Here is a 15,868-nt window from a genome sequence, read left to right on the forward strand (position 1 = left end):
GGGTCTAGTGAGCGGTCAGGGCTCGCGATGCACGGTGCGGCGGCGCACGCGCCAGCCGCCGGTGGTGCGCACGAGTTCGTCGTCCAGCACGGTGAGCCGGTGCAGTCGCGGGGAGCCGCCTTCCGGCGTCCCGACGATCTGCAGATAGGCCAGCGCTCGCAAGGCGTCCCCGGACTGTCCTGACCGGACTTCCACTGTGGACACCACGTGCCGCAGCCGTTCGCCGGACTCGGCGCACCCGGTGTGGAACCGCTCGGCGAACGCGGTCAGCGCGGCGGCGCCCGCGGCGGGCTCCGGGTAGCTGGGCGAGACGAACTCCCCGTCCGGGGTGAACGTGCCGGCCCAGCGCGCGGCCTGCCCGGAGTCGATGGCGTGGCTCTGGCGGCCGTAGAGCTGATGCACCGCCAGCACGTCCTCGACGGGTACCTCGCTCATGTCCGAACCTCGATCCGCGGGGAGTTGCCTGTCACGGCAAACGTGCTATATTCGCACGCACCGTGCGATATGTAGGAACAGTAGGTCGCCGGACAAGCTGTCGTCAAGGGAGTCGTGTGTCCGAATCGGGGACGTCGAAGACGCTGAGCCACGGGCTTCAGGTGCTGGAGCTGCTGGTGGAGCACCCGCAGGGGCTCACGCTGACCGAGATCGCCGAGGGGATCGGCGTGCACCGCACGGTCGCGCACCGGCTGGTGCGCACGCTGGAGGCGCATCACCTCTGCCGGCGCGACCGGTTCAAGCGGATCTCGCTCGGCACCGGTCTGGTGCGCCTGGCCGAGCCGGTGGAACAGGACCTGCGCACGCTCGCGCGCCCGGTGCTGGAGGAGCTTTCGGACGCCGGGCGAGCGTCGGCGCACCTGGTGGTCCGCGAGAACGCCGAGCAGGTGCGGATGCTGATGATCGTGGAACCGCGGCAGGCGCGGATGCACGTGTCGTTCCGCAGCGGCCAGCTGGACCCGATCGGCCGCGGCTCGGCCGGGCTCGCGCTGCTGTCGGCGGAGCCGCCGGTGGAAGGCGAACGCGAGGAGATCGCTCGCGCCCGGAGCCGGGGTTACGCGGTGTCAGTCGGGGAGATCGCGCCGGGGATCACCGGGATCTCCGCGGTGGTGCCGACCGGCCGGGACGCGCCGGGCACGAGCATCGGGCTGTCGTTGTTCGAGGTGCCGGACCCGGACGAGCTGGGCCGGTTGGTGGTGGCCTCGGCGCAGCGGCTGGGGTCGCTGCTGAAGTGATCTGCGGGCGAAGCGCGGGGGGTCGTGAGTGCTGATGCCGGGCTAGCGGCCGACAAGACCGGCTTCGTGCGCGAGCAGCCCGGCCTGCGTCCGGTTCGTGCAGCCGAGCTTCACCAGCATCCGCGACACGTAGCTCTTCACCGTCGCCTCCGCCAGATGCAACCGGACGGCGATGTCCGCATTGGACAGTCCTTCGCCCAGACACGCCAGCACATCCCGCTCCCGCTCCGTCAACCCGGCGGTCCGGCGGCGGGCTTCGTCCTCGCGCCGGTGGCCGTCCGAGGACAGCGCGACCAACCGGCGCGCAGCCGACGGCGACAGCACGGTGTGCCCGTCCGCCGCGACCCGGACGAGGCCGATCAGGTCCTCCGGCGGCGTCGACTTCACCAGGAAACCGGCCGCGCCCGCACGGAGCGCGCGGATGACGTAGGTGTCCGCGTCGAACGTCGTCAACGCCACGACGGCGGGCGGTTCCGGCAGGGCGCAGATCCGTTCGATCGCGGCGAGCCCGTCTACCCCGGGCATCCGCAGGTCCATCAGCACCACCGAGGGCCGGTGCCGGACGACTTCCTCGACTGCCTCCGCGCCGTCCCGCGCCTGCGCGACTACCTCGATGTCGCCGGCCGAACCGAGGATCGTGCGCAGATGTGCGCACACCATCGGCTCGTCGTCGGCCACCACGACCGTGATCACCGGGCAGCACCTTCCGTGGTCGGGACGTAGGCGGGCAGTATCGCACCGATCTTGAACCCGCCGCCGGGCACCGCACCCGCTTCGAAGGTGCCGCCGACGAGTTCGACCCGCTGGCGCAGCCCGCTCAGCCCCGCACCGGAGCCGCTTCCCGCGAGCGCCGCGTCCGGCGGCCGGGTCCCGCGGGTGTTGGCGACGGCCACGTCCAGCCCGCCCGGGTGATAACGCAGCGAAACTGTCGCCGAGCAGCCCGGCGCGTGCTTGCGGATGTTGGTCAGCGCCTCCTGCACCACCCGGTACGCGGTGCGCGCGACGGTCGGCGACACCGACGTCCGGTCACCGGTCACGGAAAGCTCGGTCGCGATCCCGACCGCCACCGATTCGGCGAGCAGGTCCGCCACTTCGCCGGGCAGCGGCGGATTCGGCACCGGCGGTTCGGCCCCGGTGCCGTCGCGCAGCACGCCGACCAGGTCGCGCAACTCGTCCAGGGCATGCGCACCCTCGCGGCGGATGTCCTCGGCGGCCGATTTCACGGACGGATCCGGAGAGGTCACGCCGAGCGCGCCCGCGTGCAGCACCATCAGGCTCAGCCGGTGCGTGACGACGTCGTGCATCTCGCTCGCCAATCGTCGGCGCTCGGCCGCCAGCGCCTGTTCGGCGAGCAGATGCTGCTCGCGTTCCGCGCGCTCGGCCCGGTCGCGCAACGAACTCAGCAGCTGCCGCCGAGCCTCGAAATACAGCGCGACCGCCACCGGCAGCGCGGTGCTCAGCAGCCCGAACGGCGTCGTGTTCCAGGCCGGATTCCACGGTCGCGTCGCCAGCAGCGCCAGGACTCCGGCGATCCACAGCAGCCGCCGCCGGTCCACCTGCCGGACCGATTGGGCGAGCACGACCGGGGTGATCGTGGGGACGGTCATCAGCGTGGGCTGGTCGACGGGCACGAGCAGGCCGGGGGAGAACAGGTCGGACGCCAGCATCGCCAGCGAGGCCACGATCAGCAGGCCGGCCACGCCGTTCGGGAAGCGCGCCAGGAGCAGCAGGGACGCGTCGCAGACGAGTTCGAGCACGAGCGTCGCGTACGGCCCGAGGAAGCCGGTGGCGGGCCCGGCGGCGAGGAAAAGCCCGAAGTCGAGGCAGGCGAACACCAGCGCGGTGCCGGCCAGCCAGAGCCAGTCGGACGACCGCGGCCAGGGACGGCTCGTGCTGGTCACCCGGCCACGGTATCCGCCTCGCCGCCCGGCCGCGCCGGATCCGCGCCGCCCGGACGGCGGACTACCGCCGAAAGTTGCGGCTCGGGCGGAAACGATCCACTTTCGTCGCCCCGAACCGCTACCGGGCACGCTTACGCCGCACCCGGCCGGCGCGGTGGACTCGACGCCATGACGAGCGAAGGAATCCCGCGGTTCGCCCGGCTGCCGGTGCTGGCGGTCGCGGCGGCCGCCGTCGCGCTGCTGGTGGCGACGAGCACCCGGTACGCGCACGGCTTCGACGAGCTGTACTTCCTCGTGGCCGGTCGAGATCACCTGGCCTGGGGGTATTTCGACCAGCCGCCGCTCGTCCCGCTGCTGGCCGGCACGCTCGACCAGTGGTTCCCCGGTTCGCTGGTCGCGGTGCGGCTGCCGATGGCGCTCGCGGCCGGCGCCGGGGCGATCGTGACCGCGCTGACCGCCCGCGAACTCGGCGGCGGCCGCGGAGCGCAGGCGATGGCGGCCGGGGCGTACGCGACTTCCGGGCTGATGATCATCAGCCACTGGGTCGCCACCTACGCGCTGGACCCGTTCTTCTGGACGCTCGTGGTGTTCCTCCTCGTGCGCTGGACCCGGACCCGGCGCGACGGCCTGCTCGTGTGGGCCGGGGCGGTCACCGCGGTGTCGCTGCAGACGAAGTTCCTGATTCCCGCGCTGTGGGGCGCGGTGCTGGTGTCCGCGCTCGTCTTCGGTCCGCGCGACCTGGCGTCCCGGCCGAAACTGTGGCTGGGCGCGCTGATCGCCGTCGTGGCCACCCTGCCGACGTTCCTCTGGCAAGCCACGCATGGCTGGGCTTACACCCGGATGGGCGAAGTCGTCGCGGCCGAATTCCCAGGCTACCTCGCTTTCGCCCGCGACGGTTTGCTCGGTGCGGGAATGGGAATCGGCGTGCTGGCCCTGCTCTACGGAATGTGGCGGCTGTTCCGTTCGCCGGACCTGGTGCCCTACCGGTACCTCGCGGTGGCGTTGCTGCTGGTCGTGGCGGTGATCATCGGGACGCACGGCCGCTCGTACTATTTGCTGAGCCTGTATTCGCTGCCGTTCGCCGTCGCCGCGACGGAGCTTTCGCGACGGCGTCTGCCGCGGTGGTGGAAGATCCCGGCCGGAATCGCGTTCGTGCTTTCGGCCGCGGTCACCATTGCCGGGCTGCCGGTGTGGCCCGCGTCGATGAAAGCCGCGTCGTTCGGGCCTTTTCCGCTCGGCACCGTGTTCGCGGCCGGGGAGACCGCACAACAGCGGCTGGCGGACGGGGTCGGGCGGACGTATCAGTCGCTGCCCGATCCGGTGCGCCGGGAAACCGCCGTATACGGGGAAATCTACCCGTTCGCCGCGGCCGTGGAATACTACGGACCGCGGTACGGGATCAACACTGTCTACAGTGGACACCGAGGATACTGGTACTTCGACCGGCCGCCGGACTCCGCGCGCAACGTGCTTTTCGCGGGCTTCGATCCGGCTTTGCTGCGCCCGTACTTCTCTTCGGTGACTGAAGTGGTGCCCGGGCTGATGTGGCTGTACACCGGGCGAAAGCAGTCCTGGGAAACAATCTGGCCAGAGGTGAAGAAACAATGAGCGACTCCTTGCCCGCGCGAGCGTATTTCCTCGCCTGCGACCCCGACGGCGGCCCGGTCTCCCGCCGCCCCCGAGCGGCCCTGCTGGTCCGCGCGGCCGCGGTGACCGACCTGGTGCTGCGCGGCAACCTCCGCGACCAGCGCGGCCACGCCGAACCGACCGGCGCCGCCCCGACCGGCGACCTCCTGCTCGACGATCTGCTCGCCGACCTCCGCACGCGCAGCCCGGCGTCCTGGCGGGCGCTGCTGCGCCGGGGCAAGAACGACACGCTGCAGTCGCTGGAAACGCAACTCTCCGCGGCGGGGCTGCTGGAGGAAGGCAGCAGCTCGATCTTGCACCGCAAGGTTGTGGTCCCTTCCGATCCGACGCGAGTACGCGACGCACACGCGCGACTCGACCACGCCCTGACCGCCCCGCTGTCCGAAGTAGACGCCTCGGCCGCGGCGCTGGCCTCCCTCGCCGCGGCGTCCGGAGCCGGGATGTCCCGCTCGGACGCGCGGCGCCACGCCGACCGGCTGAAGGAACTGGAGAAGCTCGCCGGACCGGTGCTTCCCGCACTGCGCAAGGCCGTAGCGGGCCGGCGCGCGGCGCGGATCGCGGCGTTCTCCGGCAGTTCCGGAGGCTGAGCTGCCGCCTCAGCCGAGGGGGCTGAGGCGACAGTTCGGCCGCCGCCGAAGCGTGGCCGTTCTACCGTGGCGGACATGACCTCCTTCGCCGCTCTGCACGTCCCGGGCCGTCCGCTGTTGCTGCCGAATGCCTGGGAGTTCGGCTTCGCCGCCGCGCTCGCGGGCGCGGGCCATCCGGCAGTCGGCACCACCAGCCTCGGCGTCTCGGCCGCCGCCGGGCTCGCCGACGGCGCCCCGGAGTCCCGCGCCGCGACCGTCGCACTGGCGAAATCGCTGGCACCGCTGGACATCCTGGTCAGCGTCGACCTCGCCGACGGCTTCAGCGCCGACCCCGGGGCAGTAGCTGACCTCGTCGCGGAACTCGCCGATGCGGGAGTCGCCGGGATCAACCTGGAAGACGGCCGAGCCGACGTCCTCGCCCCGGCCGTCGTCCAGACCGCGCTGCTGGCCAAGGTGCGCGAACGCGTCCCGGGCATGTTCCTCAACGCCCGCACCGACACCCATTGGCTCGGCACCGGCCCGGTCGCGGACGCCATCACCCGGGCCCGCGCGTACGCCGACGCCGGCGCGGACTGCGTCTTCGTCCCCGGCCTGCACGAGCCGGCGGACGTGGCGGAGCTGGCCGAAGCGGTGGAAGTGCCGGTGAACCTCCTGCACCTGCCAGGGAAAACCACTTTCTCCGAATTGGCTTCGTTGGGCGTGGCGAGGGTCAGTCTCGGCTCGACGCCTTACCGCGTGGCACTTTCCGCCGCTTTATCCACAGTGGACTCAGTCCGGGAAGGGGCGGAGCTGCCGATGAAGCCGCCTTCGTACGGGGATGTCACGGCATTGCTCCCGTAACCTGGACGACATGATCTTCGGAGGAAACACCGACTTCGCCGTCCCCGCCGGATACCTCAACACCCCCAGCATCGGGATCCCGCCGGCGCCGGTCGCCGAAGCGGTGGAAGCCGCGGTCGGCCGGTGGCGCACCGGCAAGAACACCCCGTCGGACTTCGACGAGACGGTAGCCCGCTCCCGCGGCGGATTCGCCCGGCTCGCCGGGGTCCCGGCGGAGCGGGTGGCGACCGGCGCGTCGGTGTCGCAGCTGACGGCGAACGTCGCCGCCGGGCTGGCCCCGGACGCCCGCGTTCTGGTCGCCGAGAACGAATTCACCAGCGTCACGTTCCCGTTCGCGCAGCGGGCGAACGTCACCGAAGCGCCGCTGGCCAAGCTGGCGCAGCACGTCGAAGGCCACGACCTCGTCGCGGTCAGCCTCGCGCAGTCCGCCGACGGCGCGCTCCTCGACACCGCCGCGCTGCGGGCCGCCTCCGAAGCCGCGGGCGTGCCGGTCCTGATCGACGTCACGCAAGCCGCGGGCTGGCTGCCGCTGGAGGTGGCATGGGCGGACTGGATCGTCTGCGCGGGCTACAAATGGCTGTTCTCGCCGCGCGGCTGCGCCTGGCTGGCGGTGCATCCGCGGGCGCGGGAACGGACCCGCGCGGTCGCCGCGAACTGGTACGCCGGCGACGATCCGTGGTCCTCGGTATACGGCATGCCACTGCGCCTGGCCGGAAACGCGCGCGCGTTCGACCTTTCGCCGGTGTGGCTGTCGCACGTTGGCGCAGCGGAAGCGTTCGACTACTTCGCGTCACTGGACCTCGCCGCGGTGCGCGAACACAACGCCGGTCTTGCCGATTCCCTGCGCACCGCGGCCGGACTGGAGCCGCGGGGGAGCGCGATCGTGGCACTGGAAGCCGATCCGGCGCGGATCGCCGAAGCCGGGATCGTCGCGGGCGTCCGCAACGGGCGGGTACGGGTCGGTTTCCATCTCTACAACGGCCCTGACGACGTCGAACGCGTTCTGGACGCCTTGGGCGCGGCGTCTGGCTGAAACCCGCGGAGGCGGTGAACTACGGTGTTCGCGTGTCCCATCCGCACTTCACCCCCGGTCCCTCGGACACGGCCCCGATCCCGGCCGTGCCCGGACAGCCGGGTCCGCCGCCCGGGCCGTCGCGCAACCGCGCCCTGCTGCTGCGCGGCGCCGGGCTCGTGGCGATCGCCGTCGTGGCCGGGCTCGTCTGGTACCTGATCCGGCACGACAGCACGCCGGACGAGCCGGTCGCCGAATCCCCGGCGACCACGGCGAAGCCCGCCTTCGACTACAAACTGGCCGAAGGCCCGGTCAAAGCGACCGACTGCGCCGCCAACGCCTACTCGGGCGCCAAGAAGTTCTTCCAGGACAACCAGTGCACCTCCTTGGCGCGGGCGCTGTACACGGTGCAGTCCGGGGACGCGAAGGCGCTGGTGTCGGTCGTGCTGGTGACGATGCCGGACGCGGCGAAGGCGACCGAGCTGAAACAGCTCACCGACCGGGACGGCACCGGCAACGTGAGCGACCTCGTCCGCGACGGCACCTTCCACGACACCGACGCCCCGAAACTGAGCGGCGACGAGGCGGAGTACGAGTCGAAGGCCAGCGGCCCCGAGGTGACCATCGTGCTGACCGACTTCTACTACGGCCACCATGACAAGCAGCTGCTCAACCGGATCGCGAAGAACGCGCTGAAGCTGTCCGGGAAGCTCCGCTGAGAACGCGCGGGCCGGGTTCGTCCGGCCCGCGCGGGCTCGCGGCCTCGTGAGCGCGTATCCCGGTGAGAACCGCGATACGCACTCACGAGGTCCCTAAGCCGCCTGCCCAGGCAACGCCACCGCAGCTGGCTTCTGCCCGGCTTCCTGCCGCCAAGGCATCCCGCGCCGCGCCGCCGCGATCAACGCCTGCAACGCCATCCCGCGCAACCCCGAATCGTCGGTATGCGTAAGCACGGCCAGCCAAGCCGCCGCCGTATCCGCCTCCGCGTTCGCCACCAGCGCAGCAGCCGAAGCCGTGTCCGTAACCGGCTTAGGCGGCACGTACGCAGCTTCCGGCGCAACCGGTGTCGCCGAGGCCGAAGTGATCATCTGCGTCACCGCATCGCGCCGCGCGGTGTGCTCGGCGCGCCCAGCCTTCACCGCGTCCCCGAAATCGCCCGGCAGGAACGCCGTCACCAGCCCGTACACCCACAGCGACGCGTGCTCGGCCGCCAGCGCTTTCTGCAGCGAATCCACCGCTTCCGTCGGCACCGGCGACGGCGCGGCGGCGGCCTTCGCGTCGGCCCCCGGACCGAGTTCCGGCGCGACCCGCTGCAGCCCGGCGCACCCGGCGGCCACCGACGCGACGAGCCCGGCCCGGTACGCCGGCAGCGCGGGCACCAGGTCCTCGGCCTGCTTGCGCGCGGCGGCGAGCCGGTCCTTGAACCCGGCGAGGCCGGCGGGCGCGGCCGGGACCTCCGCCGCCTGCTTGGGCCGGTTCAGCCGGTCCACTTCAGCCTTCAGCGCGGCCGCCTGCGCGGCTCGGGCGTCGGCGACCTGGCCGGCCGCGTCGCCGCCGGCGGGCAGCTTCCTGGCCGCGGCGGCGTCCGCCTCGGCCGCCGCCAGCAGCGGGGCCAGTGGATCGGGGGCGTCGTCGTAGCCGCCGGAGCAGGCGGCGAGCGGCACAGCCGCGGCGACAGTGGCGCTCAGTGCGCCCAGACGCAGCACGGCGCGCCGGGAGAGGTCTGCGGTCACGTCGGCCCATCCTGCCAGGCCCCCCGGGTGCGCCGCCGCTCGCGCGTCTTCGCGGGGGCGCAGGATAAGCTTGACCTTCACCGACCAACAGGCCGAACAGGAGTGCTCCACGTGCCCAACGAACTCGCCAGCCGGCTGGAGCCGATCGTGGCCGAAGCCGTCACGACCGCGGGTTTCGACCTCGACTCGCTCGAGGTGCAGCAAGCCGGAAGGCGACAGCTGGTGAAGGTGGTCGTCGACTCCGACGACGGCGTCGGGCTGGACGAGGTCGCCGAGGTCAGCCGCACCGTCTCGGCCGCACTCGACGAGAACGAGCACGTGCTGGCGAGCGCGTACACGCTCGAGGTCACCTCGCCGGGCCTCGACCGGCCGCTCACCCAGCGGCGGCACTGGCGGCGCGCCCGGTTCCGCCTCGTCAAGATCACGCCCGTCGAAGGCTCCGCCTACCTCGGCCGCGTCGGGCACGCCGGCGAGAAGAGCGTGCGCGTGCTCGCCGACGGCCGGATCAAGGACGTGCACTACCAATCCGTCGCGAAGGCCGTGGTGGAAGTCGAATTCAAGCAACCGCCCGCCGAAGACCTCAAAGCCCTGACGGACGACAGCGCCGGCGAGGACGACAAGGACAAGAAGGAGGAGTCGAAGTGAACGTGGACATCGCCGCGCTGCGGGCGATCGAACGGGACAAGGACATCCCCTTCGACACGGTCATCGAGGCCATCGAGACCGCGCTGCTCACCGCGTACAAGCACACCGAGGGCCACCAGCCGCACGCTCGCATCGACATCGACCGCAAGACCGGCCTCGTCCGCGTCCTCGCGCACACCCTCACGCCCGAGGGCGAGGTCGACGAGGAGTGGGACGACACGCCCGAGGGCTTCGGCCGGATCGCCGCCACCACCGCGCGCCAGGTCATCCTGCAGCGGCTGCGCGACGCCGAGCACGAGAAGACCTACGGCGAGTTCTCCGCCAAGGAGGGCGAGATCGTGGCCGGGGTGGTGCAGCGCGACGCGCGCGCCAACGCCCGCGGCATGGTCGTGATCCAGGTCGGCGACACCGAGGGCGTGCTGCCTCAGGCCGAGCAGGTCGCGGGGGAGTCCTACGAGCACGGCACCCGGATCAAGGCGTTCGTGTTCGGGGTGTCGCGCAGCAACCGCGGCCCGCAGATCATGCTGTCGCGCTCGCACCCGAACCTGGTGCGCAAGCTGTTCGCGCTGGAGGTCCCGGAGATCGCCGACGGCACTGTCGAGATCGCCGCGGTCGCCCGCGAACCGGGGCACCGGTCGAAGATCGCTGTGCGCTCGACCATCCCGGGCGTCAACGCCAAGGGCGCCTGCATCGGCCCGATGGGCGCGCGCGTGCGCAACGTGATGAGCGAGCTGGCCGGCGAAAAGATCGACATCATCGACTGGTCCGACGACCCGGCCAAGTTCGTCGGGAATGCATTGTCGCCGGCGAAGGTTGTCTCGGTACGTGTCGTGGACGAGCGCGCCAAGACGGCGAGGGTCGTGGTGCCGGACTTCCAGCTGTCGCTGGCGATCGGCAAGGAGGGCCAGAACGCCCGCCTCGCCGCCCGGCTCACCGGCTGGCGGATCGACATCCGCAGCGACGCGGCCCCCGCCGAGCCGGCCGGTCCCGCCGAGGGTGAGCAAGACCACGCCGGCCAGGCGCGGCCCGCCGCGGCAACCGGTTCGGCCGACTGAAGGTGCAGGCGCTAGACTCGACAACGGTTCAAGACCCGCGAAGGGCTACTGGGGACACCCCCGACCTCCAGCGTCACCGGCAGTCGCCGGTGCGCACGTGTGTCGGCTGCCGGAAACGGGACTTGACCGGTGAACTGCTGCGCGTGGTCGCGGCGGACGGGCGGCTGGTCGTCGACGAACGTCGGCGGCTGCCGGGCCGGGGTGCGTGGCTGCACCCGGGGCCGGGCTGCCTGGCCAAAGCCGAGCGGAAGCGGGCGTTCCCCCGGGCTCTTCGGGCCCAGGGCGCGCTCGAGACCGCGGGGCTGCGCGACCACACTGCGTTCGCCGCGGACAACGATTCCGGGACAACCCCGGGGTCGCGAGAAACAAGGAAGCAGGTCGACCCGTCATGAGTCAGCCGTGAAGCTGAAGCCATGAACGCGCGACGATAAGGACGAGGTCAGCGGGTCCCCGCCTGGCCTCCCCTAGATGAGGAGAGCTGTGCCAGGCAAGGCCCGTGTACACGAGCTCGCTAAGGAGCTCGGCATCACCAGCAAAGAAGTTCTCGCCAAGCTGAAGGAGCAGGGCGAGTTCGTGAAGTCCGCGTCGTCCACCGTCGAGGCGCCCGTCGCCCGCCGGCTCCGCGACGCCTACCCCGCCAAGGGCGGGAAGAAGCCCGGTCCCACTCCGGGACCTCGGCCGGCTCCGGCGGCTCCGAAGCCGCCCGCCCAGCAGCAGAGCCCGGCTCCGCAGGCTCCGGCCCAGCCGGCTCCCGCGCAGCAGGCCCCGGCCGCGAAGCCGACCCCGCAGCAGACCGCCAGGCCGGCGTCCCCGGGCCCGAAGCCCGGCGGCCCGCGTCCCGGTCCGCGTCCGCCCGCCCCGGCCCAGCCGGCCCCGGCGCAGGAGGTCCCGGCCGCCAAGGCCGAGCCCGCCGCGCCGACGCCGGCCCCGAAGCAGCAGGACTCGTCGTCCGCCGGTTCGGTCGTGCCGCCCAAGCCGCAGGGCCCCAAGCCCGGCGGCCCGAAGCCCGGTCCGCGCACCCCGCGGGTCGGCAACAACCCGTTCGGCGTCGGGTCCGGTTCCCCGGCCCCGCGTCCGCCCGCCCAGCGCCCCGGCCCCGGCCAGGGCGGCGACAACCGTCCCCCGCGTCCGGGCGGCGGCCAGGGCGGCGGAGAGCGTCCGCCGCGTCCCGGCGGGCCGGGCGGCGGCAACCGGCCGAGCCCGGGCAACATGCCTCCGCGCCCGAACCCCGGCATGATGCCGGGCCGCGCCCGTCCGGCCGGACCGGCAGGCGGCCGCGGCGGTCCCGGTGGCGGCGGCGGTCGTCCCGGTGGCGGCGGCGGTCGTCCCGGCGGCGGTGGCGGCGGTTTCCGCGGCGGCCCCGGTGGCGGCGGCGGTGGCGGCGGCTTCCGTCCTGGCGGCGGTGGCGGCGGTGGCGGCTTCCGTCCGGGCGGCGGCGGTGGCGCCCCGGCCGGCGGCGGCGGTTTCCGCGGCGGCGGCGGTCGCGGCGGCCCCGGTGGCCGCGGCGGCACGGCCGGCGCCTTCGGCCGTCCCGGCGGGCCCTCGCGCAAGGGCCGCAAGTCGAAGCGGCAGAAGCGCCAGGAGTACATGGACAACATGCAGGCGCCCAGCGTCGGCGGCGTCCGCCTGCCCAAGGGCAGCGGCGAGACGATCCGGCTGCCGCGCGGCGCTTCGCTGACCGACTTCGCCGAGAAGATCGACGCCAACCCGGCCTCGCTGGTGCAGGTGCTGTTCCACCTCGGCGAGATGGTCACCGCGACGCAGTCGGTGTCGGACGACATCCTCGAGCTGCTCGGCGGCGAGATGAACTACGTCGTCCAGGTCGTCTCCCCCGAGGAGGAGGACCGCGAGCTGCTGGAAACCTTCGACATCACCTACGGCGAGGACGAGGGCGGCGAAGAGGACCTGCAGGTCCGTCCGCCGGTCGTCACCATCATGGGTCACGTCGACCACGGTAAAACCCGGTTGCTGGACACGATCCGCAAGACGAAGGTCCGCGAGAGCGAGGCCGGCGGGATCACCCAGCACATCGGCGCCTACCAGATCGAGACCGAGCTCGAAGGCGTGCCGCGGCTGATCACCTTCATCGACACCCCGGGTCACGAGGCGTTCACCGCCATGCGTGCCCGAGGCGCGAACTCGACCGACATCGCGGTGATCGTGGTGGCGGCCGACGACGGCGTCATGCCGCAGACGGTGGAGGCGATCAACCACGCGCAGGCCGCGAAGGCCCCGATCGTGGTCGCGATCAACAAGATCGACAAGGAGGGCGCGAACCCGGACAAGATCCGGCAGCAGCTCACCGAGTACAACCTCATCGCCGAGGAATACGGCGGCGACACGATGTTCGTCGAGATCTCCGCGCGGGAGAACATCAACATCGACGGGCTTCTCGAGGCGATCCTGCTGACCGCGGACGCGGCCCTGGACCTCCGGGCCAACCCGGACATGGAGGCACAGGGCGTCGCGATCGAGGCGCACCTCGACCGCGGCCGCGGCCCGGTGGCCACCGTCCTGGTCCAGCGCGGCACGCTGCGCGTCGGCGACTCGGTCGTGGCGGGCGACGCCTACGGCCGCGTCCGCCGGATGGTCGACGAGCACAACGAGGACGTCACCGAGGCGCTGCCCTCGCGTCCGGTCCAGGTCATCGGGTTCACCTCGGTGCCGGGAGCGGGCGACACCTTCCTGGTGGTCGACGAGGACCGCGTCGCCCGGCAGATCGCCGAGCGCCGCTCCGCGCGCACCCGCAACGCGCTCAACGCGTCGCGCCGCAAGCGGGTCAGCCTTGAGGACCTCGACTCCGCCCTGAAGGAGACGAGCAGCCTCAACCTGATCATCAAGGGCGACAACTCGGGTACCGTCGAAGCGCTCGAAGCGGCGCTGCTGCAGCTGGACGTCGGCGAAGACGTCGAGCTGAACGTGGTGCACCGCGGCGTCGGCGGCGTGACCGAATCGGACATCGACCTGGCGACCGCGTCCGACGCGATCGTGCTCGGGTTCAATGTCCGGGCGCAGGGCAAGGCGACCGAGCGGGCCACCCGCGAGGGCGTCGACGTGCGCTACTACACGGTCATCTACCAGGCGATCGAGGAGATCGAGCAGGCTCTGAAGGGCATGCTCAAGCCGGAGTACGAAGAGGTCGAGCTGGGCCGCGCCGAGGTCCGGGACGTCTTCAAGTCCTCCAAGATCGGCACGATCGCGGGTTGCCTGGTCATGTCCGGCGAGATCCGGCGCAACGCCAAGGCCCGCCTCCTGCGCGACGGCAACGTCGTCGCGCAGAACCTGCCGATCAACTCGCTGCGCCGGTTCAAGGACGACGTGGTCGAGGTCCGGGAAGGGTACGAGTGCGGTCTCACGCTGGGCTCGTACAGCGACATCAAGGTCGACGACGTGATCGAGACCTACGAACAGCGGGAGAAGCCCCGTGCGTGAGTGACCTGTCCGGGGTGCGCCAGGCGCGCACCCCGGACCGCCCTCGCGGCACAACTTCGCTGCCTATGTTTGTCGGAGCCCTGGAGCTCGACCTGCTGCTCGACGACGTGCATTCGGTGAAGCAGAAACGATCCGTGGTGCGGCCGGTGGTGGCCGAACTGCGGAAGCGATTCGCCGTCTCGGTCGCCGAGGCGGGACATCTGGACCTGCACCGGCGCGCGCTCATCGGCGTCGCCGCGGTCGCCCCCGACGGCGAGCACATCCGGGACGTGCTCGACGCGTGCGAGCGGTTCGCGGCGGGCCGCCCCGAGGTCGAACTGCTGTCGGCGCGCCGCCGGCTGCTCGGCCCGGACGACTAGAACACCCGGAAATCCGGAGAAGGAGACCTCAGCCATGGCCGATCCCGCTCGGGCACGCAAGCTCGCCAAGCGGATCTCGCAGATCGTGGCCTCGGCGATCGAACACGACGTCAAGGACCCGCGACTGGGCGCGGTGACCATCACCGACGCCCGTGTCACTGCGGACCTGCACGACGCCACGGTGTACTACACGGTGCTCGGCGAAAGCCTCGACGCGGAGCCGGACTTCGCGAGCGCCGCGGCCGCGCTGGAAGCCGCGCGCGGCGTCCTGCGCACGAAGGTGGGACAGGGCACCGGCGTCCGCTACACCCCGACGCTCACCTTCGTCGCGGACAGCGTCCCGGACGACGCCCGCCGCATCGAAGAGCTGCTCGCAAAGGCCCGCGAATCGGACGCCGAGGTGGCCCGGCGGGCGACCGGAGCGCAGCCCGCGGGCGAGGCGGACCCGTACAAGGCCCCTCGTGCCGAAGAGGACGAGGAGCAAGCAGAAGAGGAGACGCGCGGCTGAAGCGATGCGGTCAAAGCCCGGTGTCACGCGACGCGGTCTGCTGTTCGGCAGTGCCGCGGCGCTCGTCTCCGCCTGCGCCGGGCGCTCCGCCCCGGTGGCTGCGCCGACCCCGGCTGCCCCGGCCTCCAGCCCGTCGTCCCTGAAGGCGTCCATCACGATCCACCGCAGGCACTCCGCGGCCCGCGGCCGGGATGTCGACGTGGTGCTCATGACGCCCGACGGCGTCCCGAGCACCGGCTTGCCGGTCTGCGTCGCACTGCACGGCCGCGGGTCGAACGCCCGCACGTTCATGGACCTGGGCCTGCCCGCGGCTCTCACCGCCGCGGTCCGGTCCGGCATCCCGTCGTTCGCGGTCGCCGCGGTCGACGGCAGCCACTACTGGATGCCCGACGGCGACGACGACCCGCACCGCATGCTCACCGACGAACTCCCCGGCTGGCTGTCCGAGTCGGGTCTCCGCCCGATGACCGGACTTCTCGGCATCTCCATGGGCGGCTTCGGAGCACTGAACCTCGCCCGCCACCGCCGCGACGTGACGGCGGTGGCCACCTGCAGCGCGGCCCTGTTCCGCACCTGGCCGGAAGCCCGGTCCCGGCACATCTTCGCGTCCCAGAACGACTGGACGGCCGCCGAACCGCTGCGGCACGCGGACGAACTCCCGACCCGCGGCCTCGGCGTGTGGTGCGGCGACCGGGATCCGTTCCTGGCGGCCAACCGGAAGCTGATCGCCGGCGCCGGCCCGGAGGTCTCGCGGATCACGCCGGGGGAGCACACTTCGGAGTACTGGCGGGGAGTCCTGCCGGAGGTCCTGCGGTTCCTCGGGCCGCGGCTGGCGTAGCGGGATCGCCGGTTCGGGTAGCCGGGGTTGTGTAGGCAATTGGTAACACGGCTACTTGCCGGTGTGGACAGCGATCGAGCGC

Annotated in this window: 17 protein-coding genes; 13 read left to right on the forward strand and 4 right to left on the reverse strand. The window is 72.1% G+C overall.

The genetic code is table 11. From position 1 onward, the window contains the following. Positions 1-15 precede the first annotated feature (15 nt). On the reverse strand, positions 16-435 hold the full coding sequence (locus BM362_RS15740; RefSeq protein ID WP_093573616.1) for a nuclear transport factor 2 family protein: 420 nt from the start codon (positions 433-435) through the stop codon (positions 16-18). A gap of 116 nt (positions 436-551) precedes the next feature. Between BM362_RS15740 and BM362_RS15745 the strand changes: the two genes are divergently transcribed. Beyond that, the gene (locus BM362_RS15745; RefSeq protein WP_067590685.1) at positions 552-1,229 is read left to right on the forward strand and encodes an IclR family transcriptional regulator; all 678 of its coding nucleotides are present in this window, start codon (positions 552-554) and stop codon (positions 1,227-1,229) included. 42 nt (positions 1,230-1,271) lie between these two features. On the opposite strand, the gene BM362_RS15750 is transcribed toward BM362_RS15745, so the two are convergent. Together BM362_RS15750 and BM362_RS15755 are read right to left on the reverse strand one after the other, a co-directional pair. After that, positions 1,272-1,922: a response regulator gene (locus tag BM362_RS15750; RefSeq protein ID WP_067590693.1), complete on the reverse strand. Its 651-nt coding sequence runs from the start codon at positions 1,920-1,922 to the stop codon at positions 1,272-1,274. Beyond that, the gene (locus BM362_RS15755) at positions 1,919-3,130 is read right to left on the reverse strand and encodes a sensor histidine kinase (protein WP_093573617.1); all 1,212 of its coding nucleotides are present in this window, start codon (positions 3,128-3,130) and stop codon (positions 1,919-1,921) included. The genes BM362_RS15750 and BM362_RS15755 overlap by 4 nt, the downstream gene beginning before the upstream one ends. A 168-nt stretch (positions 3,131-3,298) precedes the next feature. Here BM362_RS15755 and BM362_RS15760 point away from each other — a divergent pair, with 168 nt between their 5' ends. From BM362_RS15760 to BM362_RS15780, 5 genes are all read left to right on the forward strand, one after another. Beyond that, positions 3,299-4,738, forward strand: coding sequence for an ArnT family glycosyltransferase (locus tag BM362_RS15760; protein ID WP_093573618.1), 1,440 nt, complete (start codon positions 3,299-3,301; stop codon positions 4,736-4,738). Next, positions 4,735-5,364: a GPP34 family phosphoprotein gene (locus BM362_RS15765; RefSeq protein WP_093573619.1), complete on the forward strand. Its 630-nt coding sequence runs from the start codon at positions 4,735-4,737 to the stop codon at positions 5,362-5,364. Before BM362_RS15760 ends, BM362_RS15765 begins: the two co-directional genes overlap by 4 nt. 75 nt (positions 5,365-5,439) lie before the next feature. Further along, on the forward strand, positions 5,440-6,204 hold the full coding sequence (locus BM362_RS15770; RefSeq protein WP_067590706.1) for an isocitrate lyase/PEP mutase family protein: 765 nt from the start codon (positions 5,440-5,442) through the stop codon (positions 6,202-6,204). Positions 6,205-6,214: 10 nt separating this feature from the next. Then, on the forward strand, positions 6,215-7,237 hold the full coding sequence (locus BM362_RS15775; protein ID WP_093573620.1) for an aminotransferase class V-fold PLP-dependent enzyme: 1,023 nt from the start codon (positions 6,215-6,217) through the stop codon (positions 7,235-7,237). Positions 7,238-7,269: 32 nt separating this feature from the next. After that, the gene (locus BM362_RS15780; RefSeq protein ID WP_093573850.1) at positions 7,270-7,935 is read left to right on the forward strand and encodes a hypothetical protein; all 666 of its coding nucleotides are present in this window, start codon (positions 7,270-7,272) and stop codon (positions 7,933-7,935) included. 93 nt (positions 7,936-8,028) lie between these two features. Here BM362_RS15780 and BM362_RS15785 read toward each other — a convergent pair whose 3' ends face one another. Next, entirely contained in the window at positions 8,029-8,949 is a 921-nt protein-coding gene (locus tag BM362_RS15785) for a ferritin-like domain-containing protein (RefSeq protein WP_167545327.1), read from the reverse strand. Between the two features lie 111 nt (positions 8,950-9,060). Between BM362_RS15785 and rimP the strand changes: the two genes are divergently transcribed. The 7 genes from rimP (at position 9,061) to BM362_RS15820 (ending at position 15,786) form a co-directional block, all read left to right on the forward strand. Next, positions 9,061-9,594 carry a ribosome maturation factor RimP gene (rimP, locus tag BM362_RS15790; protein WP_067590915.1) on the forward strand — a complete coding sequence of 178 codons (534 nt, stop codon included), beginning with the start codon at positions 9,061-9,063 and terminating at the stop codon, positions 9,592-9,594. Beyond that, a complete protein-coding gene (gene nusA, locus BM362_RS15795; RefSeq protein ID WP_067590710.1) occupies positions 9,591-10,649 on the forward strand; it encodes a transcription termination factor NusA in 1,059 nt (352 codons plus the stop codon). The genes rimP and nusA overlap by 4 nt, the downstream gene beginning before the upstream one ends. 122 nt (positions 10,650-10,771) lie before the next feature. Next, on the forward strand, positions 10,772-11,041 hold the full coding sequence (locus BM362_RS15800) for a YlxR family protein (RefSeq protein WP_369806006.1): 270 nt from the start codon (positions 10,772-10,774) through the stop codon (positions 11,039-11,041). An 88-nt stretch (positions 11,042-11,129) separates the two neighbouring features. Continuing rightward, complete coding sequence (gene infB, locus BM362_RS15805) at positions 11,130-14,081, forward strand: translation initiation factor IF-2 (protein WP_067590716.1); 2,952 nt, start codon at positions 11,130-11,132, stop codon at positions 14,079-14,081. Positions 14,082-14,146: 65 nt separating this feature from the next. Then, on the forward strand, positions 14,147-14,440 hold the full coding sequence (locus BM362_RS15810; RefSeq protein WP_067590720.1) for a DUF503 domain-containing protein: 294 nt from the start codon (positions 14,147-14,149) through the stop codon (positions 14,438-14,440). 34 nt (positions 14,441-14,474) lie between these two features. Then, positions 14,475-14,948 carry a 30S ribosome-binding factor RbfA gene (gene rbfA, locus BM362_RS15815; protein ID WP_009080499.1) on the forward strand — a complete coding sequence of 158 codons (474 nt, stop codon included), beginning with the start codon at positions 14,475-14,477 and terminating at the stop codon, positions 14,946-14,948. Positions 14,949-14,952: 4 nt separating this feature from the next. After that, on the forward strand, positions 14,953-15,786 hold the full coding sequence (locus tag BM362_RS15820) for an alpha/beta hydrolase (protein ID WP_167545328.1): 834 nt from the start codon (positions 14,953-14,955) through the stop codon (positions 15,784-15,786). Positions 15,787-15,868: the final 82 nt, after the last annotated feature.

The sequence above is a fragment of the Amycolatopsis rubida genome (genome assembly GCF_900115345.1).
Taxonomy (GTDB): Bacteria; Actinomycetota; Actinomycetes; order Mycobacteriales; family Pseudonocardiaceae; genus Amycolatopsis; species Amycolatopsis rubida.